Here is a 26,320-nt window from a genome sequence, read left to right on the forward strand (position 1 = left end):
TCGGGCCGGTGCTGCGGCGCCAGTGCTCGATTCGAGCACCGCGGCCGCGGTGGCGATGGAATTCTCGTCGCTGCGCGCAGACCGATGACCCGCCCGCGGATCAGATCGGGACGTCGAAGAGGTTCGGCTGTCCGGCCGCGTAGCGCTCGGCGTCGATTCCGCGCAACGGTTCCAGTTCGGGTGCCCGATAGAGCGCGAACATCCGGCAGCGTTCCGCGTTCGACCCCGACACATCCAGTAGCGCGTTCACGGCGGCGCGCGCGGACTCGTTGGCGCCCTCCATGGTGGCCAGATCGATGTTGGTGCGCACGTAATCGCCTGCCAGGAACAGATTTTCCAGTGCGCCGTGCGACTGCGGACGGTACTCCCACGATCCGGCTGTGTTGATCAACAGCGGGTCGGCGTTGGCGTTGCGCTGCCGGCCCTGCTGCCAGGTGATTCCCGGGTCGAGGAACCAGGAGTGCAGGTCGGCGTCACGCAGCACCTCGCCGCGATCGTCGAGGTGGGACCGCACCTGGGCCCAGACCTCGCGAGCGATCTCCTCGTGCGTGCACTCCTTGGCCGGCTTGCCGTACAGCACGCCCGGAGTATTCCAGTCGGAGATGTCGACCGACAGGCAGTCCTGCACGGTGCCGTCGCCGAAGTCGGTGAACTTGCGATCCCACAGCTGATTTTGCGCGATCGAGGTGAGCGACCACGGTGCGTCGATGTAGGCGGTATGGCCACGGGAGATGTCGGTCGGTCTGCGCAAGTAGAACTGGATGCCGTTCATCCAGTCGGTGAAAAGCTGGTCCATCGCCGCCAATTCCGGTCGCACCGCCAGTACCTGCGGTGACCACAGCGCGCGGGCTTGTTCGGCGGACAGCGCGACGACGAAGTAGTCGGCGTCGATGGTGCGCTCGGCGCCGGACTCGTCCACGACGCGGGCCGCGGTGATCCTGCGGTCGCGCACCTCCAGCCCGCGTACTTCCGCGCCGAGCACGAATTGTCCACCGAGAGCACGGATTCGCTGAATCCACGGGTCGATCCAGACGGCGTTGGTCGGCCCGTTCAGCACCCGGTCCAGTCCGCCGTCGTTGCCGATCTGGAGGGGATTGCCGAGAAACTGTTCACCCATGGTGCCGATGGTGCGGACGCTCGCGATGTCCTCCTTCGCGGCGACCATGATGCTGGTGAGGGTGCGGGAGAGCAACGCGCGGAACTCGTGCGAGCGAGCGCGGCCGCCGACGAAGTCGCGCCAAGAGGTGTGCTCCCACTGGCGGTAGCGGCGCGCATCGCAACTGGTGTTGAACACCAGCAGGCGTTCGGCGAAATAGATCCCCTCCGTGGCGGGCATTTTCAGGGCGGTCGCCAACGCGGCGCCGAGCGTCTCGCGGAAACTTTCGGCGGTGAACCCGGAGCGGATGCGTAGGCCGAGCGGGACGCGGAAGTCGTCGCCGCCGCTGCGGGCGAATCGTGCTTCCGGTACCGCGACGAGATTATTCCAGACGCCATCCGGGTTGCTCTGGAACGGGATTCGTCGCATGGTGTCCGGCACGTGCTGGTAGAAACCGGGGAAGAAGCGAAAGCCGTGCTCGCCGGTCAGATCCGGCCTTCCTTGCGACCCGGTACCCGGCACCGGGATACTGCGTGCTTTGCCGCCCCACGCACGCCGTTCGTAGATCGTGACCTGAAATCCGCGCTCGACCAGTTCGTGTGCCGCGGTCAGTCCTGCGACACCGCCACCGAGTACCGCGACCCGCCTCCCGTCCGGACTCGCCGTGGCAGGCGTCGGCCGTAACGCACCTGTCGACAATGCCCCCGTCGTGACAACCCCCGCCGCAACCGTGCCACGAAACAGAGTCCTTCGCGATACGGTCCATCGTTTTTCTGCCATGCGCTACTTTGCTGCCTAGCCTCGCCGACCATCTTCCACGCCGCGCACTACTGTAGAGCGGCTGGTGCCGCCGCGCGCACCAACCCATGAACTGGTCGGTGGCAAGACCTCGAATCAGTGCTCGGGCTGGCCCGGTCGGCTTACGCCGACCAGAGCGGCCGTCGCGGCAGGGGCAGCGACGTTCGCCCGGGCCGCGCGCGGCGTGTTCACGGTGGCGGCGAAGGCGCCCGTGATGACGACGCCACCGCCGACCAGTGACATCAGCGTCGGCGTCTCGCGGAGGAAAGCCCAGGCGGCGGCGATCCCGACGACCGGAACGAGCAGGGAGAACGGCGCGACCATGCCGGCGGGGTAACGGCTCATCAGAACGGTCCACAGCCCGGTGCCGACGACGGTGGCCACGACGGCGATATAGGCCAGCGCCGCCAAGGCGGGCAGGCCGGCGAGCGAGAACGAATCGGCCAGTGCGTGCAGACCGGTGATCGGCCCTTCCGCGAACGCCGATAGCGCGAAAAAGGGTAATGGCGGAATCGCGGTAGTCCACAGCATGAGGTGCAGCGGGTTGACGCCCGTCGACTCGGTACCGGCCAGACGTGCGCCGATGTTGCCGAACGCCCAGCCGAGTCCGCCCGCCAATGTCAGTAGCACTGGGAGCAGGGTGGCGTGTTCCAACCGGTCCCAGCCGATGACCGCCATACCCGCGACCGCGACGACGAGCCCCGCGATCTGCACGGGCCGGATCCGCTCGCGCAGCAAGAGGGTACCCAGCGCCACGGTGAACGGCGCCGAGGACTGCAGCACGAGCGAGGCGAGCCCGGTCGGCATGCCCACCCGCATCGCGGTGAACAGAAAAGCGAACTGCAGGATTCCGAAACCCGTGCCGTACAACAGGATCCAACGCATGCGTACCGGAGGGCGCGGAATGAACAGCAGTGCGGGGACGGCGAGCACCGCGAAACGCAGCCCCGCGAAGAAGAACGGCGGGAAGTGGTCGAGCCCCACGCGGATGGCGAGGAAATTGAGTCCCCAGAGCAGGACGACAGTGAGGCCGAGCAGGCGGTCGCGATTGGTCACGCCTCCCATCGTGGGGTCGGTAAATAATCAGAACAATCGAATAAAATTGCACCATCGATGTAACGTCGCTTAATGGTTTCGGCTCGTGAATTCGCGGCGCCCGGCCCACCCATGGCGCTGGAGCGGTTGCGCGTGCTTCGGGAATTCGCTGATCGCGGAACCATCGCGGCTGTCGCCGCCGCGTTGTCGATGACTCCCTCGGCGGTATCCCAGCAACTCAAGGTCCTGGCCAGGGAGGCGGGCGTCGCTCTGCTCGAACCCGACGGCAGGCGGATCCGGCTCACTGACGCGGGCCGGGCGTTGGTGGTGCGCGCCGACGAGGTCCTGGCGGCGATGGATCGCGCGGTCGCCGAAATGGCGCACTATCGCGGTTCCCCGCGCGGTCGGGTGCGGGTCGCGGTGTTCCCCTCGGGTGGCGCGCTGCTGCTGCCGCATGTGCTGCCCGGCATGGTGGACAGCGGTGTCGACGTGGTCGCCCGAGACGAAGATGTACGACCGGCCGAGGTGTCGCGGTTACTGGCCGACTACGACGTGGTGCTGACCCATCGCGACGAACGCGCTGCGCCGATCGCGGATCCGCGCGTCGAGATCCGGATGCTCATGCGCGAACCGATCGATGTCGTCGCGGCGCCGACGCATCGGCTGGCGGGTCGCTCGGCCGTCGCCCCGGAAGAGTTGGCCGACGAGACCTGGCTGGGTGTGCGCGGCGGCTTCCCGGTCGATGACGTGCTGCGCTCGATAGCGACAATCACCGGAGTTCAACCACGAATTGCGCAGCGCCTCAATGACTTTCGCGTCATCGAGACCCTTGTTGCCGCGGGCTACGGCGTGGCGCTCATGCCGCGTTATGCGGTGAGTGATCCGAATCTCTCGGTGCTGCGCCTCTCCGGCGTCCGCGCCGCCCGCAGCTACGAACTGGCGACCCGCCCGCGGGCCGACAGCCGTCCGGCCATCGCCGCGGTGCTGGCTGCCTTCGAGTCCGCGGCAGCGATCGTGACAGCAGACGCATAGCGGGCTGAACCGGGAGGATAGGTCCGGATCACATCCCGGGCGGCCCAGGGTACTGATAGGGATTCCGCATCTGCGTGCCGATATACCCGAAGTCGTCGGCGACCATCGCAGCCAACTCCAGCAGCGCCCGCCGGGTCGGCTTGCTCACCAGTTCGAGATCGATTTCCGCGCCCTCGGCGAGGTGGTCGTCGAACGGCACTACCTGCACCGCGCGGGTGCGGTCGAGGAACAGTTTGCGTAGCTGGTCGAGATCGACGGTGGACGCGCCGCGCCGCGAGGCGTTCACCACCACGACCGTGCGCTCGACCAGCTTGCCGTACCCGTGGTGGTCGAGCCAGTCCAGTGTTGCCGAGGCGCTGCGCGCGCCGTCGATGGCCGGCGACGTGACCAACACCAGCGAGCTCGCCATATCCAGTACGCCTGCCATCGCCGAGTGCATCAGGCCCGTGCCGCAGTCGGTCAGGATGATGTTGTAGAACGACTGCAGGATGCTGATCGCCTTGCGGTAGTCCGCCTCGCTGAACGCCTCGGAGACTGCCGGATCTTGCTCGCTGGCAAGCACTTCCAAACGGCTCGGCGCCTGTGAGGTATGCGCGCGCACGTCCGAGTACCTGGTGATGTGCTCGTCCTCGAGCAGGTTGCGCACGGTGGACCGAGTCTGCCGTGGTACCCGGTGCGCGAGCGTGCCCAGGTCGGGGTTGGCGTCGATCGCGATGACCCGGTCACCGCGTTCCGACGCGAAGGTGGAGCCGAGACCGACCGTGGTGGTGGTCTTGCCGACGCCGCCCTTCAACGAGAGGATCGCGATCCGGTAGTCGCCGCGAACCGGCTGATTCACCCGGTCCACGAGGTCGCGATAGACGATGTCGGCCGCCGACTCACCCGGATTGATCATGCCGCCGGACGCCTTGTGCATGGCGCGACGCCACCCGCTGCGCGGCGCTCTGCGGGCCCGCTTCAGCAAATTCAGATCGTTCAACGAATGCCCCGGCTGCCCGGGCGGCGGCACATGCTGGGGCTGGAACGGTTGTGCGGGTTGGTGCGGATTCGGACCGCCGTGTTCGCCTTGCCAACTCGGCCCCGGCGGCTGCCCGACCGGAGGTGGTGGCGGCTGATAGGCGAGCGACGGTGGCGGCTGATGGGTCACCGGTGGTGGCGGCGGCGCCCAGCTGTAGATCGGACCGTTCGGCTGATCCAGCTGGGGCACACCGGCTTCCGGATGCGGGCCATCCTGTGGAATCCGCCGGACCATACCGTCGGCACCGATCTCTTGGCGGTACTCGTTGTAATGCGGGTTCGGTTCCGGCGGCGGGGGAGTGGGGTAGCCGCCGTTGTGGCCGGGCGGCGGCGGGAAGCCACCAGCCGGATACTGCTCCGCTGGGATCTGCGTCGGCGGCGGGTACGAACCGGGACTCGGTTGGGCGTACGGGCTATACGGCTCGGGGCCCGACGGCGGGTAACTCTGTGCGGGGCCTGCGGCCTGTGGGTACGCCTGGGTCTGGTCCATCGAACCGTGCGGCTCGAGTCCCTGGTCGGCGTCCGGCTGGTCGGGCGCATCCGCCACGTCGATGTCCTTCGGTTCCACGCCGCCGATACGCTCGGTCGACGGGTCCACAGTCGATGAATCCGCCTCGGTGACTTCGGCCGTGTCCACCGAATGACTCTGCAGCCAGGGCGGAGAGGTCGGGTTGTCGTCGTTTGTTGTCACGGTTCCCCCATCTGCTCGGGAGTTCGAGCAGAGAGCTCGGCGCTTGAGTGCAACCAACGCTAGCACGGGGTTTCAGCACGTGGCCTTGCGGTGTACACGGTGGACGCGCCAGGCGACACGTGACCGACTAGCGGTCTCCGACAGCAAAATCGAGAGCCGGGCGCGCGGCTGTCGACCTGCCGTGGCACCCGGCTCTCGCCGTTGCGGGTTATCGGGATCAGTGTGCGCGGTTGACCGCCGACACCACTGCGCGCAGTGACGCGGTGGTGATCGAGGTGGCGATGCCGACGCCCCACGCTACTTTGTCGCCGATCGCGCATTCGACGTAAGCGGCGGCCTGAGCGTCGTCGCCCGCGGACATGGCGTGCTCGGAGTAGTCCAGCACCTGTACGTGGAAGCCCACGGTGGCGATCGCGTCGACGAACGCCGCGAGCGGGCCGTTGCCGTTGCCGGTGACCTCGTGCTCGACGCCGTCGACCTTGACCACCGCCACGATCGAGTCGACTCCGCCGTCGGTCTCCGACGCGGTGACCTTCTGTCGCATCCGCTCCAGCGGATGGATCGGGCTCAGATACTCCTGGTGGAAGACGTCCCACATCTCCTTTGGTGTGACCTCGCCGCCCTCACCGTCGGTGATCCGCTGGATCGCTTGGGAGAATTCGATTTGCAACCGGCGCGGCAGGACCAGTCCGTGGTCGGTCTTCATGATGTAGGCGACTCCGCCCTTGCCGGACTGCGAGTTGACCCGGATGACGGCCTCGTAGGTGCGGCCGACGTCCTTGGGGTCGATCGGCAGGTAGGGCACTTCCCAGACGATGTCGTCGACGTCCGACCCGGCGGCGTCGGCCGCGGTTTTCATCGCGTCCAAGCCCTTGTTGATCGCGTCCTGGTGGCTGCCGGAGAACGCGGTGTAGACCAGGTCGCCGCCATACGGGTGGCGCTCGTGCACGGGCAACTGGTTGCAGTACTCGACCGTGCGGCGGATCTCGTCGATGTCGGAGAAATTGATCTGCGGGTCCACGCCGCGGGAGAACAGGTTCATCCCCAGGGTGACCAGGCAGACATTGCCGGTGCGCTCACCGTTGCCGAACAGGCAGCCCTCGATCCGGTCGGCGCCGGCCTGGTAGCCCAGCTCGGCCGCGGCTACCGCGGTGCCGCGGTCGTTGTGCGGGTGCAGCGACAGCACGATGGCGTCGCGGCGGGCCAGGTTGCGACTCATCCACTCGATCGAGTCGGCGTAGACGTTCGGTGTCGCCATTTCGACGGTGGCGGGCAGGTTGATGATCAACGGTTTGTCCGGCGTCGGCGCGATGATCTCGGAGACCGCGTCGCAGACCTCCTTGGCGTACACCAGTTCGGTACCGGTATAGGACTCCGGGCTGTATTCGTAGCGCCAGTGGGTGTCGGGGTAACGCTTCTCGACCTCCAGGCACAGCGTGGCAGCGTCGGTGGCGATCTTCCTGACCGCCGCCCGATCGGCGCGGAACACCACTTTCCGCTGCAGGATCGAGGTGGAGTTGTAGAAATGCACGATGACGTTCTGCGCACCGGCGCACGCTTCGAAGGTGCGTTCGATCAGCTCTGCCCGGCACTGGGTCAGCACCTGGATGGTCACGTCATCAGGGATCGCACCGTCCTCGATGATCTCGCGGACGAAATCGAAGTCGGTCTGGCTCGCCGACGGGAAACCGACCTCGATCTCCTTGAAGCCCATCCGCACCAGCAGGTCGAACATGCGGCGCTTCCGGGCCGGGCTCATCGGGTCGATCAGCGCCTGATTGCCGTCGCGCAGGTCGACGGCGCACCAGCCGGGTGCCCGGTCGATGACCTTGTTCGGCCAGGTGCGGTCGGGCAGCGTGATCGGCTCGACCTCCTCGGCGAACGGTCGATAGCGGAAGGTCGGCATCGAGGAGTTCTTCTGCCTGTTCCAGCCGGGCTGGTCAGCGGGAGCGGGTTTGCTCGGCACGGTGATGGTGCGCGTGCCGGATACGAAGGCGTCAGCGGGGGACATGGGCGATTTCTCCGAGGGTGTGGTGTTTCCCAAAGGGTGGGGTCGACCGGCGCAGCAATACCCCGCGGCGGGAGCCGGTCTGATCAGACCCCGTCGCGGCGGCCGAGAAGGAGTGCCCGCTGCATGATGTCCGAGAGCTTACCGTGCCGCGATTTCGGCGGAACGGGCGGTCCCGGCGTCGGATCATCCGATGACCCGGCTACCGTTCGGTTTGATAGTGGAAGCGCTTGTACGGACCCGGGGTCCGGCAGCACGTCGGAGGATTGTGCAATGACCTGGCTGCAGCAACTGGCCATCTTCGGTGCCGGTATCGCGGCGGGTGGTATCAACACAATCGTCGGCTCGGGCACTTTGATCACCTTTCCCATCCTGCTCGCGTTCGGTGTCCCACCGGTTACCGCGAATGTCTCGAACACCATCGGTCTGGTTCCCGGTTCGCTCAGTGGCGTACACGGCTACCGCCGCGAACTCGCTGGTCAGCGCGACAGGCTGATCCGAATGGGCACGGCGTCGCTGCTGGGCGGCAGCACCGGGGCGGTACTGCTCCTCGTGCTGCCCGCGGGCGCGTTCAAGGCTATCGTGCCCGTCCTGATCATCGTGGCTTTGGTACTGGTCGTGGTGCAGCCGCGGCTCGCGGGCTGGGTGAAGCGGCGGCGGGAGAACGACGGCACCGCGGCCCCGGCGCACGGCGGCGCGGTCCTGCTCGCCGCGATCTTCGCGACCGGTGTCTACGGCGGTTACTTCGGCGCCGCTCAAGGCGTGCTGCTGATCGGGCTGCTCGGCATCTTCGTGCACGAGGACATCCAGCGCCTCAACGGGGTGAAGAACACCCTGGCGCTGATCGTCAACGGTATGGCCGCCCTGATCTTCATCGTGGTCGCGGAGGTGGACTGGCGTGTGGTGGTGTTGATCGCGCTCGGCTCGATCATCGGGGGCCAGTTCGGGGCGCGGATGGGCAGGCGGATGCCGCCGACCGTGCTGCGCGCGGTCATCGTCGTGGTCGGTGTCATCGCGGTGTTTCGGCTGTTGACGTCGTAGCAGACAGGTGGTGCCCTGGCGAGTGGTCCGGTCGGCCTCCGCCGATGCGGGTGTGCCTTCGGCGCGCGGCGCGGCGACGAGCGCGGCGGCACGTGTGCGAACCGGAGAAGGGCCAGCGCCGTGCCCGATATCTGCCTCAGCGGCTGAATCTCAGGGTGCGATGTCACTCCTGAGGAGGACGACGGCGGCCATCGGCGCGGCACAGGATGATCCCGTGCGTAGCTGGAGGGCCGTCGTCGTCACCGCGCTGGTCGGGCTGCTGCCCGCACTGAGCGGCTGTGGTGGAACGCCGAGCAGGCATGATTTCGCCGTCGCGAACCTGGTCGCCCAGGCCGATGCCGTACCGACGCCACGGTTGGACTGGGCGGCCTGCGCGGAGCCGGAGTTGAGCAGGTTCCAGTGCGCGACCGTAGCGGTGCCGGTGGACTATGCGAACCCCGATGGGCCGACACTCGCGCTGGCGGTTCTGCGTCAGCGGGCCGCCGACCCCGAGCGACGGATCGGCACCCTGTTCACCGCGGCCGGCGGTCCCGGTGGATCGGGATTTCGGATGGCCGCGCGCGGCGAGTTGTCTAGCGACGAGATCGCGCGCAGATTCGACGTCGTCACCTTCGACCAGCGCGGTGTCGGACGCAGTGCGCAGGTCCGCTGTTTCGCGAATCCTGAACAGCAGCGGCGATTCTGGTCTGGGGCGCGGCTTCCGCCGGCGAATCCGGAACACGAGCGCGACGCCGCACGGGCCAGCCGTGAGTTGGCAGCGGGATGCGTCACGCACAGCGGAGCGTTACTCGGGCACCTGACCACCGTCGACGTCGCGCGTGACGTCGACCTCCTCCGTCGCGCGGTCGGCGATCCGCAGTTGAGTTACCAAGGTAGTTCCTACGCGAGCTATCTGGGTGAGGTGTACGGCGCGCTGTTCGGCGACCGGGTGCGCGCGTTGTACCTCGGCTCGATGGTGGATCCGGACACGTACACCAATGACACGCGCAGTGCGATCGAGGTCACCGCGAAAGGTACCGAAGAGGTGCTCGGCGAATTCCTGCGGTTGTGCGCCGCCGCGAGCCGCTTGCGCTGTGCCTTCGCCGCGGAGGGTGAGCCGAGCAACAGTGCGGTGCGGGGTGGTGTCGTCGAACCGGACCTTTCCGGTGCGCTACGTGCCCGCAATGACGCTGTGTTGCAACACTTGCGGGAGGCGCCGATCGTAGTCGGGGAGGGCGCGAGGGCGCGGGTGGTCAGGTACTCGGAGGTGGTGTCGTCGCACGCGCTCCTGCTGTACGACCCCGAGGAAGGCTGGCCCGCTCTCGCTGAACTGCTCGTCGAACTGGAACGCGGATCCGCGGGCGATCCGAGGATCGTCGGCGAGATACTGACGGCCACAGCGCAGTCATACGACTTCCTCGACTCGTTCACCGCAATTTCTTGCGCGGACAACATTTTTCCGCGTGACCCCGATCAATGGCCAACGCTCGCAACCGGACTCGCGAGTTCGAGTCCGACTTACGCTGCCTTCTGGCTCTATCTGCACCAAGCTTGCGCCTCGTGGCCTACTCCGCCCGAGGGAAATCCGCAGCGCTACGCCGGTCCGTGGATCCTGCGGTCGGACACCCCGGCGGTGCTGGTGAACAACCGTTTCGATCCGGTGACCCCGTTGACCGCGGCTCGGCGTGCTCAGCAGGAGTTGGTGAACGCGAGGCTGGTTGTCGTCGACGGCGGATATGGGCACACCACGGCCGGCGATTGTACCCGTCTCCTGCGGGAGCGCTACCTGATCGATCGACAGCTTCCCGCTCCCGGCGCGACCTGCCGAGCCGGCGCGCCGCCGTTCGGCGGGTAGGGCCGTACCCGGGAGACTGTTCACCACACGGGAATACCGGTAATCTTGCGCACCGCTATGGGTGATTTCGGAGGAGGCATGGTTGCGTAGACGCGCCTTGTTCAAGGCAGCGGGCGCAGCCGCGCTGCTCGGTACTGCGGCAACGACATTCGGCAACAATGTCGCTTCCGCGGATCCAGCGTGGAATGCTCTGTTCCGCACGCTGGTGCCGGAGATCTTCGCGCCACTTCCCGACCCGCCCGCGCACTCGCCCGCGATTGTTATCGGCTCCGGCTTCGGTGCCGCGGTGACCGCACTGCGGCTGGCCGAGGCAGGCGTCGCCAATACCGTTCTGGAGCGGGGCTCGCGCTGGCCCAACGATCCGTGGCGGGAGATTTTCACCGGCGACGATCTGCCCGACGGCCGCGGCTTCTGGCATCGCACCGAGTTCATCGGCGTCACCAAGGTGCCGATGCGGGTCGCCCCGTTCGGGGGCGTACTGGACTGCACCGAGTACCCGGGCATCGATGTCTGGCGAGCCGCCGCGGTCGGAGGCGGCTCGGTGATCTTCACCGGGGCCATGATCGCCCCGGAACGCCGCTTCTTCGACCACCTTTTCGGTGGCACGGTCGACTATGGCGAGATGGACCGCGTCTATTACCCGCGGGTCCGGGGAATGCTGCGGCTGAGCCCGATGCCCGCCGACATCTACAACTCCCCGCCTTTCGCGCATTCCCGGGCCTGGGACGAGCAGGTCCGCAAGGCCGGTTACCAACCGCAGGCCAGCGATTCGAACTTCACCTGGGATATCTTGCGCGCCGAGCTCGCCGGCGCCAGCAGGCCATCGGCCACGGCGGCTCGGAGCAATCTGGGCAACTCCAACGGCGCCAAGTTCGACCTCAACCAGAACTATTTGAAGTACGCGCAGAACACCGGCCGTTCCCAGGTCTACCCGGGGCACCGGGTAGACCTCATCGCGCAGGAGCCCGGTGGCCGCTACTCGGTCACCGTCACGAAATTGGCTCCCACCGGGGACGTGCTCGGCACTCGAACGTTGACCTGCGATCGGCTCTTCCTCGGCGCCGGCTCGATCGGTACCTCGGAACTGCTGGTACGTGCTCAGGCCACCGGGACGTTGCCGAACCTCAACGAACACGTCGGCGACGGGTGGGGCACCAATGGTGATGTCGCGCTCGCCCGCGGCGCGAGTGAAGGCGCTGGCAATGGCCAGGGTGTGGCGAGCGCAAGCCGGATCTTCGATGAATCCGAAGTGCCTTTGACCCTGGAGAGCTGGTATATCCCAGGTATCCCGTTCGAGACCGGCGCACTCGCCTCCCTCGGCATGGTCCTCGATCCGACCCGCGCCAGGTTCGGCTACGACAGGGCCACCAACCGGGTCGGGCTCAGCTGGTCGACGAAGAACCGGGACGACATCGTGGCCGCGGCCCGCGCGGTCGACCACCGCATCGCCGAGCGCGCGGGGGCGCTCAGCGAGTACGCCCAACTCGGATACGACGCGAACGCGCAGTTCACCGCGCATCCGCTCGGTGGAGCGGTGTTGGGGCGCGCCACCGACAACTATGGGCGCGTGCACGGCCATCCCGGCCTTTATGTGATGGACGGCGCCGCGGTGCCCGGCAGTACCGGAACGATCAACCCCTCGCTCACCATCGCCGCACTGGCGGAACGCAATATCGCGGCGATCGTTCGCGCGGGGAGCTGAGTCCGCAGGAGCGGCCGCGCCGCGGAACTCGAGGCCGAGGGCCTGATATTGCCAGTCCCGCCGAGCGGGATTTCCGCGTACTACTGTCGGCGGCATCGTTCGGCGTCGAAGGGATTCTCCGTGTCCGTTCCATCCACCAGTTCGGGTAGTCGTCGTATCGATCAGGCGCAGGAGTCGCAGGATTATCCGCGCAAGCCGCCCGCACTGTGGACCGATTTCCTGATGCTGACGCTGGCCGTGGTTTCCGTGGTGCTGGTCGCCTGGATCACCTTCTTCCCGGTCTCCGGTCATACCCATCGCGTGATCGTGCTGGTGGACTCGACGGTGTGCGCGGTGTTCGCCGCGGAGTTCCTGTGGCGCTGGCGCCGCGCGGGCTGGCCGTGGACCTTCCCGTTCGTCTATTGGTACGAGGTCCTCGGCATGATCCCGGTGACCAGTCCGTTCTTCCGCGGCTTCCGGTTGCTGCGGATCCTGGTCATCGTCGTCCGGCTCGCCAGGGTCGCCGATCGCGCCTTCGGTGACCGGGTGACCGCGGCGGTGGTGAATCGGTTCGTATCGACCATCGTGGACACCATCCGCCGTCCGATGACGATCGCGGTGATGGATGAGGTCGCTGACGTGCTGCGCACCGGCCACTACACGCGCAATATCGCCGCCGCGTTGGAGGAGAACCGCGCCGAGTTGGACGAGATGATCCTCGAGTTGATCAAGAAGGATCCGCAGGCTGGCCGGGTGCGTTACGTCCCGTTCCATGACGAGATCATCCGGCTGATCGCTGACACAACATTCCGGATCGTGTTCCAGGTGCTGGACGATCCGCGCACCGACGAGCTGGTGTCGGATATGTTGCGCGAGAACATCGATCAGATTCGTGACGCGGTCCGCGACGGCGTCCGGGTGGCGCCGTCCGCGTTCGGTCCGAGTCCCGCCGAGAACGGCATCCGGCATCAAATCAATCGTGTGCCGCGTGCCTGATCGCATCCCTCGACTGCGCGAATCGGATTGTCTCCCAACCGATCAGCGCGATGAGCACGGCGCATAGCAGCGACAGCGCTGCCAGTGCGGGCAGCGCGCAGGCCAGCGGGATGAGCGCGAGCAATACGACGATGGCCACCACGCGGGGCATGGTGACGGAGCCCGTGGCGTAGTGCTTGGAACCGACCAGTGCGATCAAATAGAGCGCGACGCCGCCGTAGAGCGCGTACAGCGGGATTCCGTACAGCGCGTCCCGCAGAGTGTGATGCGACGTGTCGCCGACGTAGTAGAGAACCTTTTTCAGTCCGAGCGACAGCGCGATGATTCCGACGATCATCGGGAAATGCCAAAAGGTGTAGGAACCTCGCGCGATCTTGATCTGCCGCGCGCCGTCGGCATGTTCCAGTTCGTGTTCCACCGACAGGGCGGACACATCGAAATAGGCCCACCAGAGCAGTCCGGAAATAGCGAGTCCCAGCATCGAGCCGAGCGCGATCGGCCAGGAAATCGGGAGCCCGGCCACCCCGATGCCGATCGAAACAATGGATTCGCCGAGGGCGACGATGATGATCAACCCGTATCGCTCGCTGAAATGCTTCCCGGAGTTCAACCGCCAGTCGGTGCCCGCGAACAGTGTCCACAGGTAGTCGCCGGCGACGGCGGCGATCCACAGCGCGACTTGGACGGCGCCCGAGGTCATCGCAGCGATCACCAGCAGCGTGGTGCCGATGGTGATCGAGCCGATCGACCAGCGCAGCACCTGGTTGCGCAATTGCGAGTCCTCGGCGCTGGCCAGCCAGAACATGCTGACGTGCACCAGTCGCACGATCAAGTAGGCGATCGCGAAAACCAGCGGACCGAACCAGCCGCCGGGCAGGTCCTGAAATGCCTCGGGGATGGTGAGCGCAGCGAGGAAACCGCCTCCCATCGCGGCGAACATCGCGACCCGTGCGATGCCTTCATCGGCGCGGACCACATTGCCGAGCCAGGAATAGGCGATCCACAACCACCACATCAGGGCCAGTACCAGCAGTGCGCGCAGCATGTTCGCCGCGCTGGTCTCCCCCGCGGCCAAATTGGTGACCATGGTGAACGCGAAAACGAGCACCAGATCGAAGAACAGTTCGAGTTGGGTGACCGAGGCGTCTTCGGCCACCGCTTGGAATCGAACTCGTTTGGAACCGATCATGCTGCACATCGTCGCACCGGTGTGTCCACCTACTATCGATAGGCTCGGTGCACACAACAGGACCCCGCCCGGCGGGGTGGGGAGGTTGCCATGAAATATTCCGATTTGCTGGCTCAGGCGCGAGATGCGATCACCGTCCGCCGGGTTTTCGGCGAGCCCTACGAATCCGACGGAGCAGTCGTTATCACCGCCGCATCGGTCGGTGGCGGCGGTGGCGGGGGTGGCGGGGGTGGCAACGGTCCCGACGGCCAAGGCGAGGGTGAAGGAGCTGCCTTCGGCTTCGGCGCCAAGCCCGCCGGCGTTTTCGTGCTGCGCGATGACAAACTCAGCTGGCACCCGGCTGTGGATGTCAACGCCATCATCGCGACGGTCGGCGCGGTGCTGATCGCCGGGATCGGTGCTTTCGCTGTGACGCGCCGCGGCAGGCGGCGCGCCTAGCGCTCAGTCGGACAGGGCGTGCTCGATGATCGCGTCCGGCCCGGGATATACGAGTGACTCGTGTCCGTCCGTGAAGCGCACCACGTAGGGTGGCGTCCCGTCCGGCCCGCGGACCTCGATGATCTCGGCCTCGTGATCAACTTCTCCCACAACGTGGCCGTGCACGCAGAGTCGGTCTCCCACATTCGCCATCATCGCCCCATTATCGAACGGGGTGAGGCGTGTCACAACCACCCGGCGGTAAATGGCGAGTGCGTGGCTCAGCGATCCGGGCCGACAACGCGCTCGACGGCGGCCTCGATCAGGTCTTGGCTCTGTTTTTCGGTGAACAGGTCCGGCAGTGTCAGCCGGTCGACGATCAGCCAGTTCAGTGCCAGATACAGCAGCACCGACTTCTCGTCGCCGGGCAGACCCGCCGCCAAGTGGTTGCGTACGTTGAATTCGATGTCTTCGCGTACCCGCGTGGTGAGTACCGCACGCAGTTCTGGTCGCCTGGTCGCTTCCAGGCGCAACTCGAGCAGCGCCAGGTAGCCGGTACGGAACGCCACGATCCGTCCGAATGTCTCGTTCATCAACTCGGTGATGTTCGCGCGATTCTTCGGTCCCTCGGTCAGCGTGGCCATGGTGGCCTCGCTCGGCTGCGACCGCTCGTAGAACCGGCTGCCCGCCTGGGTCAGTAGGTCGTCGCGATTGGCGAAGTAGTTGGACGCGGTACCCGGGGGCACCGCCGCTTCCTTGTCCACCGCGCGGAAAGTCAGTCCTCGCGCGCCCTCGCGCGCGAGGACTTCGATCGCCGCGTCCACGAGTGCTCGCCGCCGCTCGGGGTTCGTCCGCACTTGACACCACTCCATCCGTAGTACTAGCTTCAAATCACTACGATTAGAGTACTGCAAATGCAGTGATACAAAGGAGGCGGTTCCGCGGTGCGAAAGCTTGTCTACTACGTCGGTATGTCCCTGGACGGCTACATCGCGGGTCCAACTGGGGAATTCGACTTCTATCCGTTCGATGCCGAAATGGTGGCCTGGACCAAGGCCGACTATCCGGAGTTCATCCCGACGCACATACGCCCGCACATCGGAATGGCGGGAGACGAACCGAACAAACGATGCGACACCGTGGTGATGGGCCGCGGCACCTACGAGCCGGCACTGTCGATCGACGTGACCAGTCCATACGCCCACATGAAGCAGTACGTCGTGTCCAGCACTCTCGGCCGGATCGATGACCCGGCCGTCGAGTTGGTCGAGCGGGACCCGGTCGGGCTCGTGCGCCGGCTCGAGCGGGAAAAAGGCGGTGATATCTGGCTGGCGGGCGGAGGCAAACTCGCGGCCGAATTGCTCGGCGAAATCGACGAGATGATCATCAAGAGCTATCCGGTCGTCGCCGGTGGCGGCGTGCCCGCCTTCTCCGGTGCGTTCCGGCCAACGCTGTTCACCCCGACCGAGCGCAAGGAGTTCGGCAATGGCGCACTGGTCACCTGGTTCACCAGGGCTTGACGGTTCCGCGGGCCGGCGGGACGGGTGGGCCGGTACGCTCAGCCCGCGTCGGCGAGAAACGACAATCGCACCTGGCGGTCCGGATTGTCGATGTTGAGATCGACCACCGCGATCGACTGCCAGGTGCCGAGCGCGAGCCCGCCGTCGAGTACCGGAATCGTCGCGTACGGCGCGATGAGCGCGGGCATCACATGCGAACGCCCGTGTCCGGGCGAGCCGTGCGCATGCCGCCATCGGTCGTCGACAGGCAGTAGATCACCCAGGGCGGTCAGCAGATCATCGTCGCTGTGCGCACCCAATTCCAGTACGGCGACGCCGGCGGTGGCGTGCGGTACGAAGATGTGCAGCACCCCGTCGCCGCCCACCTCGCGGACGAATGTCGCGCATTGTGGCGTGATGTCCTGCACCACCTCGCGATGGCCGGTTTGCACCTCGAGCACTGTGGTCTTCACGCCCACATCGTCTCTCATTTCTCGCGGCGCGGAGGGTGTCATCAGAATCGGAGGCGACTGTAAGTTTTTGCACAGACCCGGTAGGTAGCAATAAATCGCTGGGCCGAGGCCGGTACTCTGAATCACCGTTACCAGCTTGTTGTCGATCTGGGAGGACCCTGTCGTGGCTCTCGTTGTTCAGAAGTACGGGGGATCCTCGGTCGCGACGGCCGAGCGTATCCGGCGTGTCGCTGAACGGATCGTGGAGACCAAGAAGCAGGGGCACGACGTGGTGGTGGTCTGCTCCGCCATGGGCGACACCACCGACGAGTTACTCGATCTCGCACAGCAGGTGGCGCCCACGCCGCCTGCCCGTGAGATGGACATGCTGCTCACCTCAGGTGAGCGCATCTCGAACGCGCTGGTCGCGATGGCCATCCATTCCCTCGGCGCCGAGGCCCGCTCGTTCACCGGCTCGCAGGCCGGCGTGATCACCACGCGAGCGCACGGCAACGCCAAGATCATCGATGTGACCCCGGGCCGCGTCCGCGCCGCGCTCGACGAGGGCCTCGTCGTACTGGTCGCCGGCTTCCAAGGGGTCAGCCAAGACAGCAGGGATGTCACCACGCTTGGTCGCGGCGGCTCCGATACCACCGCCGTCGCGCTGGCCGCGGCGCTGGACGCGGACGTCTGCGAGATCTACACCGATGTGGACGGTGTCTACACTGCCGACCCACGCATCGTGCCCGACGCACAGCGGCTCGAGCAGGTTTCCTACGAGGAGATGCTCGAACTCGCGGCCTGCGGCGCCAAGGTGCTGATGCTGCGCTGCGTCGAATATGCCCGCCGCTACAACGTGCCCGTGCATGTGCGCTCGTCCTACACCGACAAGCAGGGCACCCTAGTTTACGGATCGATGGAGGACATCCCCGTGGAGCAAGCACTCCTCACCGGCGTCGCGCACGACCGCAGCGAGGCCAAGGTGACGGTCGTCGGACTGTCGGACGAACCGGGATACGCCGCCAAGGTGTTCCGCGCCATCGCCGACGCCGAGATCAACATCGACATGGTCCTGCAGAACATCTCGAAGATCGAGACCGGCAAGACCGACATCACCTTCACGCTGCCCAAGGCCGATGGCGCCCGCGCGGTTGAGTTGCTGACCAAACGCCAGGGCGAGATCGGCTTCTCCCAGGTGCTCTACGACGACCACATCGGCAAGGTGTCGCTGGTCGGTGCGGGGATGAAGAGTCACCCCGGCGTCACGGCCACCTTCTGTGAGGCGCTGGCCGATGCGGGCGTGAACATCGACCTCATCTCCACCTCGGAGATCCGAATCTCCGTGCTGGTCAAGGACACCGAACTCGACGAGGCGGTCACGGTACTGCACAACGCATTCAACCTGGGCGGCGACGAGGTCGCGGTGGTCCACGCGGGGACAGGACGGTAGTCATGGGAATTCGAGTAGGCGTCGTCGGCGCGACCGGACAGGTCGGCGCCGTCATGCGCAGACTGCTGGAGGAGCGCAACTTCCCGGCCGACGAGGTGCGGTACTTCGCGTCCGCGCGCTCGGCGGGTAAGACGCTGCCGTGGCGCGGTCGTGAGGTCGTCGTCGAGGATACCGAGGTCGCCGATCCGTCGGGGCTGGATATCGCGCTGTTCTCCGCAGGCGCCACCATGTCCCGGGTGCAGGCCCCGCGCTTCGCCGCGGCGGGCGTCACGGTGATCGATAATTCCTCGGCCTGGCGCAAAGACCCCGACGTCCCGCTGGTGGTCAGCGAAGTCAACCCGGAGCAGGCTCGCAACCTGGTCAAAGGCATCATCGCCAACCCGAACTGCACCACCATGGCCGCCATGCCGGTGTTGAAACCGCTGCACGACATCGCTGGACTGCGTCGTCTGATCGTTTCCAGCTACCAGGCGGTATCCGGTAGTGGTCTGGCCGGTGTGGAAGAGCTGGCAGGCCAGGCGCGCGCGGTGATCGGCGACGCCGAGAAGCTGACCCATGACGGCCGCGCCGTCGACTTCCCCGCGCCGAACAAGTACGTGGCGCCGATCGCGTTCAACGTGCTTCCGCTGGCCGGTGCGCTGGTCGACGACGGCTCCGGCGAGACCGACGAGGACCAGAAACTGCGCAATGAGAGCCGCAAGATCCTCGGCATCCCGGATCTCGCGGTGAGCGGCACTTGCGTGCGCGTCCCGGTCTTCACCGGCCATTCGCTGTCGGTGAACGCTGAATTCGCCGAGCCGCTCTCGGTTGAGCAAGCCAAGAAGATCCTGGCCACGGCCCCTGGCGTGCGACTGGTCGACGTACCCACCCCACTCGCGGCGGCGGGCATCGACGATTCCCTCGTCGGCCGGATCCGCCAGGACCAAGGCGTCCCGGACGGCCGCGGCCTCGCGCTGTTCATCTCTGGCGACAACCTGCGAAAAGGTGCTGCCCTCAACACCATTCAGATCGCCGAGGTCCTACTCAGCGACCGCTGAATCACGATGGCTGCGGCGATTACTGCGCCCGCGGCACGCAGACACCTGCGGGTCTTGGAGTTGGCGGTGAACTTGCGTTCAGGTGAGCCGTGTCGGTCGTGCCAGCGGATGTCGGCGTCGATCGCGGCGCCGTGTTCGTGGCTGTGGTGCTCGGTGCTGTTCAACGCGAAACGCGGCACCGCGAATTCGGATTCGATCGAGTTCGCCGATGACGAGTAGGTCAGCAGGAACACCGATCTTACGTCGTCGGCCCAGTGGCGCCGGTAGTCGCCCGCAGTTTTCCTTCCGTTGAGCGTAGTCGAACGGTGGTCATCAGGGCGGAACAGCAGCCATAACACTGCGTTCAGCAAGAACTGCGCTCAGCGAGCAATCGGGACGTCAGCACCCCTACGGATTTCCTAGGGGTTGTCGGCTGCACTCCGGTGTTGATCGGCGGTGGACCACGGGCTGCGGAGGGCCCCGATGACCTGGGGTTGTCTGTTCGGTCCGCCGTTCACCGTACGCGCAGGCCGTCGAAGACGACGGCGAAGGTGCGGTCGCGCTGCGCAGGTGGTTGCGGTGCTGTGGGTAGCGAGGAAGGCGCCCTTGATGATGGTCTGGGTCCGCGGCGGCAAGGTTGTCTGTTCCGCGACTACATGGACACGGCCCGGTTCGCTCGCCCTGCCATGAGCTGACGAACGCGCAAATGCGCTCGCTTCGCTCGGTACGCCACTGTTAACCTGCGCCGATGGCGAACCCCCATCCTCACGTGTATCTCGGCGACCGGATCGTCGCGGCCGAAGCAGCCGCGGTCGGCGTCGCCTCCTCCGCGGTGCTGTACGGCCTGAGCGTCTACACCGTCTTCCCTGTGCATGTGGATGGGACGGCGCGCACCGCGTTCCGTCTGGAAGACCACTTCCGGCGACTCGAGGAGTCCTGCAAGATCATCGGGATCGATCGGTTCGCCGCGGAATGGGACTTCGCCCGGTTCCGCGCGACCGTGGTGGAATTGGTCGGTAGAAATGCTCCGGTCGAGGATGCATTCGTTCGCGCCACCGTGCACGTGGTCGAGTCGATTCCCGGCACCCGGGTGCGCGGCTGCGCGATCCAGGTCAGCATGTTCGTCTACGACGCGGTGCCGATTGTTCCGCAGCACGGCATGCGCCTGAAATCGAGTCCGTGGCGGCGTATTCCGGACAATGCGATCCCGTCGCGCGCCAAAGTCAATGGCGCCTACGTGAATTCGGTACTCGCCAAGCAGGACGCGATCGACAGCGGCTACGACGACTGTGTCTTTCTCGACGGCAACGGCCATGTCTGTGAACTGAGCGCGGCCAACATCTTCCTTGTCCGCAATGGCACCCTGATCACCCCCGACGTCTCCTGCGACATCCTCGACGGCATCAACCGCAGGACCGTCCTGACCCTGGCGGCCGAAGACGGCATTCCGATCGTCGAGCGCACCGTCGACCTCACCGAGTTGTACATCGCCGACGAAGTATTCGTCACCGGGACCTCTTCCGGCGCTGCCCCGGTCATCGAAGTCGACGGCCGCCTGATCGCAGACGGCACTCCTGGTCCGGTCGCCCAGTCGTTGCGCAAACGCCACCATGCCGCGTTGCGTTTCGACGAGATACACGGCTGGGTTACGCAGCTGCCTGCGACACAGTAGAAGTGAGCCCGGCCGGTGCCATACGCGCAGGACCGGCATTCGGCACCGCGACCGTGCGCCGGCAGCTCATGTCGTCGCGTGCGCCCTCCGACCCCCGGCATGCGGCACCCGCTCAGCGAATGCCCGGTGTCCGCGGATCGGGGCCGACGCAGACCAGGATGGCGCAGCCCGGCGGGATGTCGGTGAACGGCGGTGCCAGCGCGTTGTTCAGGCACGCGAAAACAGTGCAGCCCGGGTAAGCGGCGGGCCCGATACCGAAGACTGCGATCAGAAGGTTCACATCGATGAACCGCCTCGGGTCCAGCTGCAGCGGCGGCTCGACGTAGGGTCCAGGGTCGGGCACCGGCCGTTCGTCGAACGCCGCGAACACCTTGCGGAAGAACTCGTACGGCAGTTCCGCGATGTTCTGCAGAACCCCGGTGAAGCCCTGGTTGCTGACGTTTCCGAAGGCGCCCGTCCACACCACCGTGAGGTCGAGGCTGGGGATGATGAAAACGTTCTGCATGCCGAGCCCCGACATTGTGTACACATCGGCGGGCAAAAAGGCGGGGTTCTCTATGCAGCCGGCGCCGAGCCAGAACAGGTATCCGTAGCACGGGTTCGCGGGCGAGGGCTGCCGTGCTTTCTGCAGGTATTCGCCGGAGACGATCTGTCGCGCACCCCACTGCCCATTGTTGCTCACCAGCAGGCCGAGTTTGGCGAAGTCGTTCGGTGGGATCATCAGATGCGCGTAGCCATAGGTGTGTCCGGAGCGGTCGCGGGCCCAGTAGTAGTCGCTGCGGGGAATGCCGAGCGGATCGAACAGTTCACGTTGCGCGAACTGCTGCAGTGGTTCCCCGACCGCCCGTTCGAGCACATAGGCCAACAGGTCGACATTGCGCTGGCTGTAGGAGAAGGCGGTGCCAGGCGGATTGTCCAGCGGCACGCCCAGCGCCTGCACCGCGCTGTTCGGATCGATCGGGATCACGCCGGTTGCGCCCTCGGTCAACACCCCGACCTGCATTCCCGATGTCTCGGTGAGCAAGTTCTCCACCGTGATCGACCTGTGTACCGCGTCGCCGAGCCCGGCGGGCAGATAGCCGTCGATCGGTGCGGGGAGGTCGAGCTTGCCCTGGTCCCAGGCGATTCCGGCGAGCACGGAGACGATGCTCTTGGTCGCGCTCCAGATGTTCCATGCGACATTGCCGGTCTGATCGTTCGTCAGTCCCTCGCCGATCAGGCAGTTATGCCGGAATATCTGCACATTGAGCCGGTTTCGCCCGGCCGCGAAGGCGAGCGCCTCGTGGAGTCGCTCGGAGTTCAACCCGACCTGTTCCGGTGCAGCCCGCTCCAGGTCGCGGCCCGAGGTGACCGCGCACTGCACTTGGCCCGATGCTCCGTCGGTCGCCGCGTTCGCACCCACGGCGAACACGTCTCCCGCTACCAGCGATACCGCCGCAATCCCTGCCAGGAATCCACCGAAACGCCGCATGCGCACGAGGTTATCGCGATCGGCCGCTGATCAGCGGCCAACAGGCTGGTGCGGCGACCGAAACTTTGTCTGCGTCGCGACACGTCCGCGACCTGCTGCGTCGGCTCGTCGGCTGGGCCGCGCTAGATGACGAGCGAGTCCAGAGGCCGCGCGGATGCCACACGCACGGAGCCTGGTCAAGGTATTACGTTTCGATCAGTAGCGCGCGCTGTTGGCTCGCAACAGCGGGGACACATTCGATCGACGTCCGTCCACAGTGGCTCCGGCGAACTGGAGCGTCGGTGCCAACATCCTGTTGTTCTGGGCCGGGAAGTTCAGCGTGGGGGTCGACACCTCATCGAGAATGGCCCGCTGGGCATCGGTGAGCGTCGTGTCCAGAGCGTGCAGGTTGGCCTCGAACTGGTCCATCCGACGCGCCCCGACCAGGGTGGAGGTGATCCCAGGACGGCCCCGCACCCAGGCCAAAGCGACCGCGGCGGAACTGGCGCCCACCTCGCGGGCGACGGCGTTGAGAGCGTCTATCACGACGTAGTCGGCCGCGGTCGGCGCGCCGACCAGCTGCGCGCGGGTGGTGTCGATCCGGTCGGTGCCGGTGCTGGAGTACTTCCCCGACAGGAATCCACTCTTGAGCGGCCCCCATGGCAGTACGCCCATGCCCATGGCCTGGGCCATCGGTATCAACTCTCCTTCCGAGGTCCGCTCGAGCAGCGAGTACTCCAGCTGCAGCGCGATGATCGGCGCCCACCCACGTAAGCGCGCGACGGTGGCCGCCTCGGCCGTCGCCCACGCCGGCACGTCGGAGAATCCGATGTAGCGGACCTTTCCGCCGCTGACCAAGTCATCCAGGGCGCGGAGGGTCTCCTCGATCGGCGTGGTCGGGTCGAAATTGTGCAGCCAGTAGACGTCGACATAGTCGGTCCGCAAACGCCGCAGCGAGTTCTCGAGCTGTTGCACAATCGCTTTACGGCTGGGTCCACCGCCGTTGGGGTCGTTCTCGTAGAGGTTGCAAAAGAACTTCGTGCCGATCACCACCCGATCCCGCAGCGCGTGCTGCCCGGCGAAGTAGTCCCCGATGATCTTCTCGGAGTGGCCGTTGGTGTAGATGTTCGCCGTGTCGATCGAGTTTCCGCCGCGGTCCAGATACGCGGCGAGGATGCTGGTGGACTCCGCCACGCTGCTGCCCCAGCCGTGATCCTCGCCGAATGTCATCGTGCCCAAGGTGAACGGACTGACTCGCAGTCCCGAGTGGCCGAGCGTGACATAGGAATCGAGTGGCATCGCCGAGCTCCTTTCGTTGCTGTTCGAGACGCCATCGGGCCGCCCCGCTGTACTCCTCCAGTCAAGCCCGCCGCGCTGTGTTCGCCTAGACCGATGTCGGCGGATGATTGCACGATCCGCTCAATATTGTCCGGATCATGCCTTGCGCCCCGGCCGTTCCATGGTTCACTGGCATGATGCGCCATCTGGATGAACTGCGAAGCCGGATCGCCCGACTCGCCGCTGGCAGCCCGAGCCCGTTATGGCTGGAGGGAATGACGGTGTTCTCCTCCGAGCGCGTGACCGAACCGCTCGGGTTCGTCACCGAGCCTGTGCTCGCTCTGGTCGTCCAGGGAGCGAAACGGTCTGCTCTCGGTGACCACATCTTCGATTACCACACCGGCCAGTACCTCGTTGTGACTGTCGATCTTCCGCTGACCTCGCAGATCACCCGCGCCACACACACTGAGCCGTTCCTGGCGTTCGGGCTGCCGCTGCGACCAGAACTCATCGCGCAACTGCTGATCGAAGCCGGCCCCACCGTCGTGCCGCCGCACGACGGTCCGGGTATCGCGATCAGCGACGCCGCCGACGAACTACTCGATGCCGTCGTCCGGTTGCTGCGCCTGCTCGACGAGCCACGTGACGGCGCGGTGCTGGGGCCCGGCGTGCGCCGCGAAATCCACTGGCGACTGTTGAACGGACCCCAGGCGGCCATGATCAGGCAGATCGGCCTGGCCGACAGCCGCCTTGCCCTCGTCGCCCGCGCGATCGGGTGGATCAAGACCTACTACGACCAGGTGATCCGCATCGACGACCTCGCTGACGTCGTCGGTGTGAGCGTCTCCTCGCTCAACCGACACTTCCGCGCGGTGACGGCCATGAGTCCGCTGCAATACCAGAAACAGCTCCGATTGCAGAAGGCCCGCATTCAACTCATCGCAGCGCCGAACGACGTGGCCGCGATCGGCTACGCCGTCGGGTATGACAGCCCGTCGCAGTTCAGCCGCGAGTATCGGCGCATGTTCGGCGCCCCACCTGGTCGGGACGCAGCGCGCCTGCAAACTGTGGCAACCGTCCAGGATTGAACGCTCACAGCTTGGCGGCGAGCACGTCGAGTTCGCTGATCTCCGGTGGTGCGGCGAACAATTCGTCGGCGCGGGCGCCCAGCGCCTGCCCGACCGCACCGTTCAGATGCGCTGTGCGCGCGGCGTCGTCCGGGAAGGCGTCGATGATGCCGTAGGTGGACGGGCCGAAACGAACGGCGAACCAAGGTTTGGTGCCGGGTTCGCGCTCCACAAGCGGAAGGGCGGAAAGCAGGAACTCCTCGACCGCGTCTTCCTTGCCGGATTTTGCTTCGAGACGAACAAGCAATGCCTTGGTTGCCATGATCTGCCTCCTCGATCGCGGGGGTCTCGCGGCTGGCCGAGCGGAATTGTCGTCGCGTTTCGCCGGTGGTTGCTGGTCTGGTCCGGGCCCGTCTCTTCGCGTTGCCGTGTAGTCACTGTGCGTATGCCCAAATCTCACAGGCGGATGAATCATCTGTGCGAGTCTCTGATGTCGTCGGTGTGTCTGCCGACAGAACGGGTTGTGCGAACGGTCCAGTTATCACGCTGGACCGGTTCGAGGGGCGTCGGTAGGTATGCTACGAATCTGATCGAATCGGCTGTTCAGAGTGTTATCGCTAGTGTGAAAGCTTACCGTCAGGGCGGGATGTGCCTGGTCTGCGTCCTGCGAGTCGCCTCAGGTAAACCCTTAGCTACTCTCACTGTTGGGAAAGATCTACGCTGCCGTAACTGGATGATTGCCATATCTTTGCCATGAGCCGCTGAATGGCGGGAACGGGAGGATCCGTCGATTCTCGGCCGATGAGGTGCGTGGCAGGTGGGCCCAGAAGAATTCGGGGGGCTGCCGTTGGCGCGTGTTATGGCGGAAGTTGCCGGGATTGCCGTCCGTGCCGTCGACGGAGTGGCTGAGACGACGGTCCGCCCATTGCGAAGTATCAGCGAGACACTCGATCTCGGTACCAGGAGGGCTGTCGCCACCGATGGGGATGGTGTTGCCTTCTTCGACACTCCCACGCTCCAGCTCGGCCGGGCGAGGGAAGGGCGCGATGCTGAAGGCGTCGAATACTGGGAGCCCGGTGCTCGAGACTGGAATGAGCCCAGTGCACGGCAATTCGACATGCTCGAGATGGGGGATGGATATATCGGGGAGGACGTCCCAGGGCGAGTGTCGGCCTCTGGCGTCCACTACTGCCGCAACGACTGGGATCGGCTGCCGTTTCGTCTCCACGTGGGCGACGACAACCTCATCTACGACGCGAACGGAAGGTTGTTCGATACCAGGGAGGGAAAATTGATCGACGATTTGGGCCGTCGGAAACGCCGAGCGATCTTTGTGATGGATGCCGACGGAAACTTCTACGCCTCGCTTTTCGGGAAACGACGTGTCTTCCAGCACTCCAGTTTTTTCGCAGGCGAGCCGGTAGCGGGGGCCGGCGTGATCCAAGTCGTGAACGGCGAGCTGCGGATGCTCAGCGACGACAGCGGTCACTACCTACCGGAACGGCGCCACATGATGCAGGTGGTAGACCGCCTGCGTGAGTTCGGCGTGCGCGTCGATCCGGATCATGTGTTCATCAGGGACGGTGGAGGGTGAAGTAGGC

At 65.8% G+C, this 26,320-nt stretch carries 24 protein-coding genes; 12 read left to right on the forward strand and 12 right to left on the reverse strand.

Annotated features, from left to right (window positions below; all coding sequences use genetic code 11):
* Positions 1–100: 100 nt before the first annotated feature.
* Both AB0C34_RS26560 and AB0C34_RS26565 read right to left on the reverse strand, forming a co-directional pair.
* On the reverse strand, positions 101–1,876 hold the full coding sequence (locus AB0C34_RS26560; RefSeq protein ID WP_357078435.1) for an FAD-dependent oxidoreductase: 1,776 nt from the start codon (positions 1,874–1,876) through the stop codon (positions 101–103).
* 114 nt (positions 1,877–1,990) lie between these two features.
* Positions 1,991–2,950 (reverse strand): EamA family transporter, encoded by a 960-nt coding sequence (locus AB0C34_RS26565; RefSeq protein ID WP_357078438.1) that lies wholly within the window; start codon positions 2,948–2,950, stop codon positions 1,991–1,993.
* A 111-nt stretch (positions 2,951–3,061) separates the two neighbouring features.
* Between AB0C34_RS26565 and AB0C34_RS26570 the strand changes: the two genes are divergently transcribed.
* The gene (locus AB0C34_RS26570; RefSeq protein WP_357078563.1) at positions 3,062–3,961 is read left to right on the forward strand and encodes a LysR family transcriptional regulator; all 900 of its coding nucleotides are present in this window, start codon (positions 3,062–3,064) and stop codon (positions 3,959–3,961) included.
* A gap of 28 nt (positions 3,962–3,989) precedes the next feature.
* On the opposite strand, the gene AB0C34_RS26575 is transcribed toward AB0C34_RS26570, so the two are convergent.
* Both AB0C34_RS26575 and leuA read right to left on the reverse strand, forming a co-directional pair.
* Positions 3,990–5,468: a MinD/ParA family protein gene (locus AB0C34_RS26575; RefSeq protein WP_357078566.1), complete on the reverse strand. Its 1,479-nt coding sequence runs from the start codon at positions 5,466–5,468 to the stop codon at positions 3,990–3,992.
* Positions 5,469–5,886: 418 nt separating this feature from the next.
* Positions 5,887–7,680, reverse strand: a complete 1,794-nt coding sequence (gene leuA / locus AB0C34_RS26580) for a 2-isopropylmalate synthase (protein WP_357078441.1) — start codon at positions 7,678–7,680, stop codon at positions 5,887–5,889.
* 270 nt (positions 7,681–7,950) lie between these two features.
* On the opposite strand from leuA, the gene AB0C34_RS26585 reads away from it, so the two are divergent.
* The 4 genes from AB0C34_RS26585 to AB0C34_RS26600 all read left to right on the forward strand — a co-directional run bounded on the left by AB0C34_RS26585 (position 7,951) and on the right by AB0C34_RS26600 (position 13,229).
* Positions 7,951–8,718 (forward strand): sulfite exporter TauE/SafE family protein, encoded by a 768-nt coding sequence (locus AB0C34_RS26585; RefSeq protein ID WP_357078444.1) that lies wholly within the window; start codon positions 7,951–7,953, stop codon positions 8,716–8,718.
* A gap of 214 nt (positions 8,719–8,932) precedes the next feature.
* The gene (locus AB0C34_RS26590; protein WP_357078447.1) at positions 8,933–10,552 is read left to right on the forward strand and encodes an alpha/beta hydrolase; all 1,620 of its coding nucleotides are present in this window, start codon (positions 8,933–8,935) and stop codon (positions 10,550–10,552) included.
* 82 nt (positions 10,553–10,634) lie between these two features.
* Positions 10,635–12,254, forward strand: coding sequence for a GMC oxidoreductase (locus tag AB0C34_RS26595; protein ID WP_357078450.1), 1,620 nt, complete (start codon positions 10,635–10,637; stop codon positions 12,252–12,254).
* Positions 12,255–12,374: 120 nt separating this feature from the next.
* Positions 12,375–13,229 (forward strand): ion transporter, encoded by an 855-nt coding sequence (locus tag AB0C34_RS26600; protein WP_357078453.1) that lies wholly within the window; start codon positions 12,375–12,377, stop codon positions 13,227–13,229.
* Here AB0C34_RS26600 and AB0C34_RS26605 read toward each other — a convergent pair.
* Positions 13,207–14,418 carry a low temperature requirement protein A gene (locus AB0C34_RS26605; RefSeq protein WP_357078456.1) on the reverse strand — a complete coding sequence of 404 codons (1,212 nt, stop codon included), beginning with the start codon at positions 14,416–14,418 and terminating at the stop codon, positions 13,207–13,209. The genes AB0C34_RS26600 and AB0C34_RS26605 overlap by 23 nt on opposite strands.
* Positions 14,419–14,508: 90 nt before the next feature.
* Between AB0C34_RS26605 and AB0C34_RS26610 the strand changes: the two genes are divergently transcribed.
* A complete protein-coding gene (locus tag AB0C34_RS26610) occupies positions 14,509–14,856 on the forward strand; it encodes a sporulation protein (protein ID WP_357078459.1) in 348 nt (115 codons plus the stop codon).
* Between the two features lie 3 nt (positions 14,857–14,859).
* Here AB0C34_RS26610 and AB0C34_RS26615 read toward each other — a convergent pair whose 3' ends face one another.
* Positions 14,860–15,051, reverse strand: a complete 192-nt coding sequence (locus tag AB0C34_RS26615; protein ID WP_357078462.1) for a DUF1918 domain-containing protein — start codon at positions 15,049–15,051, stop codon at positions 14,860–14,862.
* 65 nt (positions 15,052–15,116) lie between these two features.
* A complete protein-coding gene (locus AB0C34_RS26620) occupies positions 15,117–15,692 on the reverse strand; it encodes a TetR family transcriptional regulator (RefSeq protein WP_357078465.1) in 576 nt (191 codons plus the stop codon).
* A gap of 87 nt (positions 15,693–15,779) precedes the next feature.
* Between AB0C34_RS26620 and AB0C34_RS26625 the strand changes: the two genes are divergently transcribed.
* Entirely contained in the window at positions 15,780–16,355 is a 576-nt protein-coding gene (locus AB0C34_RS26625; RefSeq protein ID WP_357078467.1) for a dihydrofolate reductase family protein, read from the forward strand.
* Positions 16,356–16,393: 38 nt separating this feature from the next.
* Here the strand turns inward: AB0C34_RS26625 and AB0C34_RS26630 are convergent, their stop codons facing one another.
* Positions 16,394–16,807: a YjbQ family protein gene (locus AB0C34_RS26630; RefSeq protein ID WP_357078471.1), complete on the reverse strand. Its 414-nt coding sequence runs from the start codon at positions 16,805–16,807 to the stop codon at positions 16,394–16,396.
* 163 nt (positions 16,808–16,970) lie between these two features.
* Between AB0C34_RS26630 and AB0C34_RS26635 the strand changes: the two genes are divergently transcribed.
* Positions 16,971–18,236 (forward strand): aspartate kinase, encoded by a 1,266-nt coding sequence (locus AB0C34_RS26635; RefSeq protein WP_357078474.1) that lies wholly within the window; start codon positions 16,971–16,973, stop codon positions 18,234–18,236.
* A gap of 2 nt (positions 18,237–18,238) precedes the next feature.
* Positions 18,239–19,273 carry an aspartate-semialdehyde dehydrogenase gene (locus AB0C34_RS26640; RefSeq protein ID WP_357078477.1) on the forward strand — a complete coding sequence of 345 codons (1,035 nt, stop codon included), beginning with the start codon at positions 18,239–18,241 and terminating at the stop codon, positions 19,271–19,273.
* On the opposite strand, the gene AB0C34_RS26645 is transcribed toward AB0C34_RS26640, so the two are convergent.
* Positions 19,240–19,623, reverse strand: coding sequence for a hypothetical protein (locus AB0C34_RS26645; RefSeq protein WP_357078480.1), 384 nt, complete (start codon positions 19,621–19,623; stop codon positions 19,240–19,242). The two genes, AB0C34_RS26640 and AB0C34_RS26645, sit on opposite strands and share 34 nt — an antisense overlap.
* Before the next feature lie 377 nt (positions 19,624–20,000).
* Here AB0C34_RS26645 and AB0C34_RS26650 point away from each other — a divergent pair, with 377 nt between their 5' ends.
* Positions 20,001–20,924 (forward strand): aminotransferase class IV, encoded by a 924-nt coding sequence (locus tag AB0C34_RS26650; RefSeq protein WP_357078483.1) that lies wholly within the window; start codon positions 20,001–20,003, stop codon positions 20,922–20,924.
* A 112-nt stretch (positions 20,925–21,036) separates the two neighbouring features.
* Here the strand turns inward: AB0C34_RS26650 and AB0C34_RS26655 are convergent, their stop codons facing one another.
* Positions 21,037–22,395: a serine hydrolase gene (locus AB0C34_RS26655; RefSeq protein WP_357078485.1), complete on the reverse strand. Its 1,359-nt coding sequence runs from the start codon at positions 22,393–22,395 to the stop codon at positions 21,037–21,039.
* Between the two features lie 195 nt (positions 22,396–22,590).
* A complete protein-coding gene (locus tag AB0C34_RS26660) occupies positions 22,591–23,673 on the reverse strand; it encodes an aldo/keto reductase (RefSeq protein ID WP_357078488.1) in 1,083 nt (360 codons plus the stop codon).
* Between the two features lie 173 nt (positions 23,674–23,846).
* Between AB0C34_RS26660 and AB0C34_RS26665 the strand changes: the two genes are divergently transcribed.
* Positions 23,847–24,740 carry an AraC family transcriptional regulator gene (locus AB0C34_RS26665; protein ID WP_357078491.1) on the forward strand — a complete coding sequence of 298 codons (894 nt, stop codon included), beginning with the start codon at positions 23,847–23,849 and terminating at the stop codon, positions 24,738–24,740.
* A gap of 4 nt (positions 24,741–24,744) precedes the next feature.
* On the opposite strand, the gene AB0C34_RS26670 is transcribed toward AB0C34_RS26665, so the two are convergent.
* Complete coding sequence (locus AB0C34_RS26670) at positions 24,745–25,041, reverse strand: antibiotic biosynthesis monooxygenase (RefSeq protein ID WP_357078494.1); 297 nt, start codon at positions 25,039–25,041, stop codon at positions 24,745–24,747.
* A 603-nt stretch (positions 25,042–25,644) separates the two neighbouring features.
* Here AB0C34_RS26670 and AB0C34_RS26675 point away from each other — a divergent pair.
* Positions 25,645–26,313 (forward strand): hypothetical protein, encoded by a 669-nt coding sequence (locus tag AB0C34_RS26675; RefSeq protein WP_357078497.1) that lies wholly within the window; start codon positions 25,645–25,647, stop codon positions 26,311–26,313.
* The last annotated feature ends 7 nt before the right edge of the window (positions 26,314–26,320 follow it).

It is taken from the genome of Nocardia sp. NPDC049220 (genome assembly GCF_040647855.1).
Classification (GTDB): domain Bacteria; phylum Actinomycetota; class Actinomycetes; order Mycobacteriales; family Mycobacteriaceae; genus Nocardia.

Coding starts and splice junctions, on each gene's coding strand:
- AB0C34_RS26560 (WP_357078435.1), bottom strand. CDS start 1,876: ATGGCAGAAAAACGATGGACCGTATCGCGAAGGACTCTGTTTCGTGGC.
- AB0C34_RS26570 (WP_357078563.1), top strand. CDS start 3,062: ATGGCGCTGGAGCGGTTGCGCGTGCTTCGGGAATTCGCTGATCGCGGA.
- AB0C34_RS26575 (WP_357078566.1), bottom strand. CDS start 5,468: ATGGACCAGACCCAGGCGTACCCACAGGCCGCAGGCCCCGCACAGAGT.
- leuA (WP_357078441.1), bottom strand. CDS start 7,680: ATGTCCCCCGCTGACGCCTTCGTATCCGGCACGCGCACCATCACCGTG.
- AB0C34_RS26585 (WP_357078444.1), top strand. CDS start 7,951: ATGACCTGGCTGCAGCAACTGGCCATCTTCGGTGCCGGTATCGCGGCG.
- AB0C34_RS26605 (WP_357078456.1), bottom strand. CDS start 14,418: ATGATCGGTTCCAAACGAGTTCGATTCCAAGCGGTGGCCGAAGACGCC.
- AB0C34_RS26610 (WP_357078459.1), top strand. CDS start 14,509: ATGAAATATTCCGATTTGCTGGCTCAGGCGCGAGATGCGATCACCGTC.
- AB0C34_RS26615 (WP_357078462.1), bottom strand. CDS start 15,051: ATGATGGCGAATGTGGGAGACCGACTCTGCGTGCACGGCCACGTTGTG.
- AB0C34_RS26640 (WP_357078477.1), top strand. CDS start 18,239: ATGGGAATTCGAGTAGGCGTCGTCGGCGCGACCGGACAGGTCGGCGCC.
- AB0C34_RS26650 (WP_357078483.1), top strand. CDS start 20,001: ATGGCGAACCCCCATCCTCACGTGTATCTCGGCGACCGGATCGTCGCG.
- AB0C34_RS26655 (WP_357078485.1), bottom strand. CDS start 22,395: ATGCGGCGTTTCGGTGGATTCCTGGCAGGGATTGCGGCGGTATCGCTG.
- AB0C34_RS26660 (WP_357078488.1), bottom strand. CDS start 23,673: ATGCCACTCGATTCCTATGTCACGCTCGGCCACTCGGGACTGCGAGTC.
- AB0C34_RS26665 (WP_357078491.1), top strand. CDS start 23,847: ATGATGCGCCATCTGGATGAACTGCGAAGCCGGATCGCCCGACTCGCC.
- AB0C34_RS26670 (WP_357078494.1), bottom strand. CDS start 25,041: ATGGCAACCAAGGCATTGCTTGTTCGTCTCGAAGCAAAATCCGGCAAG.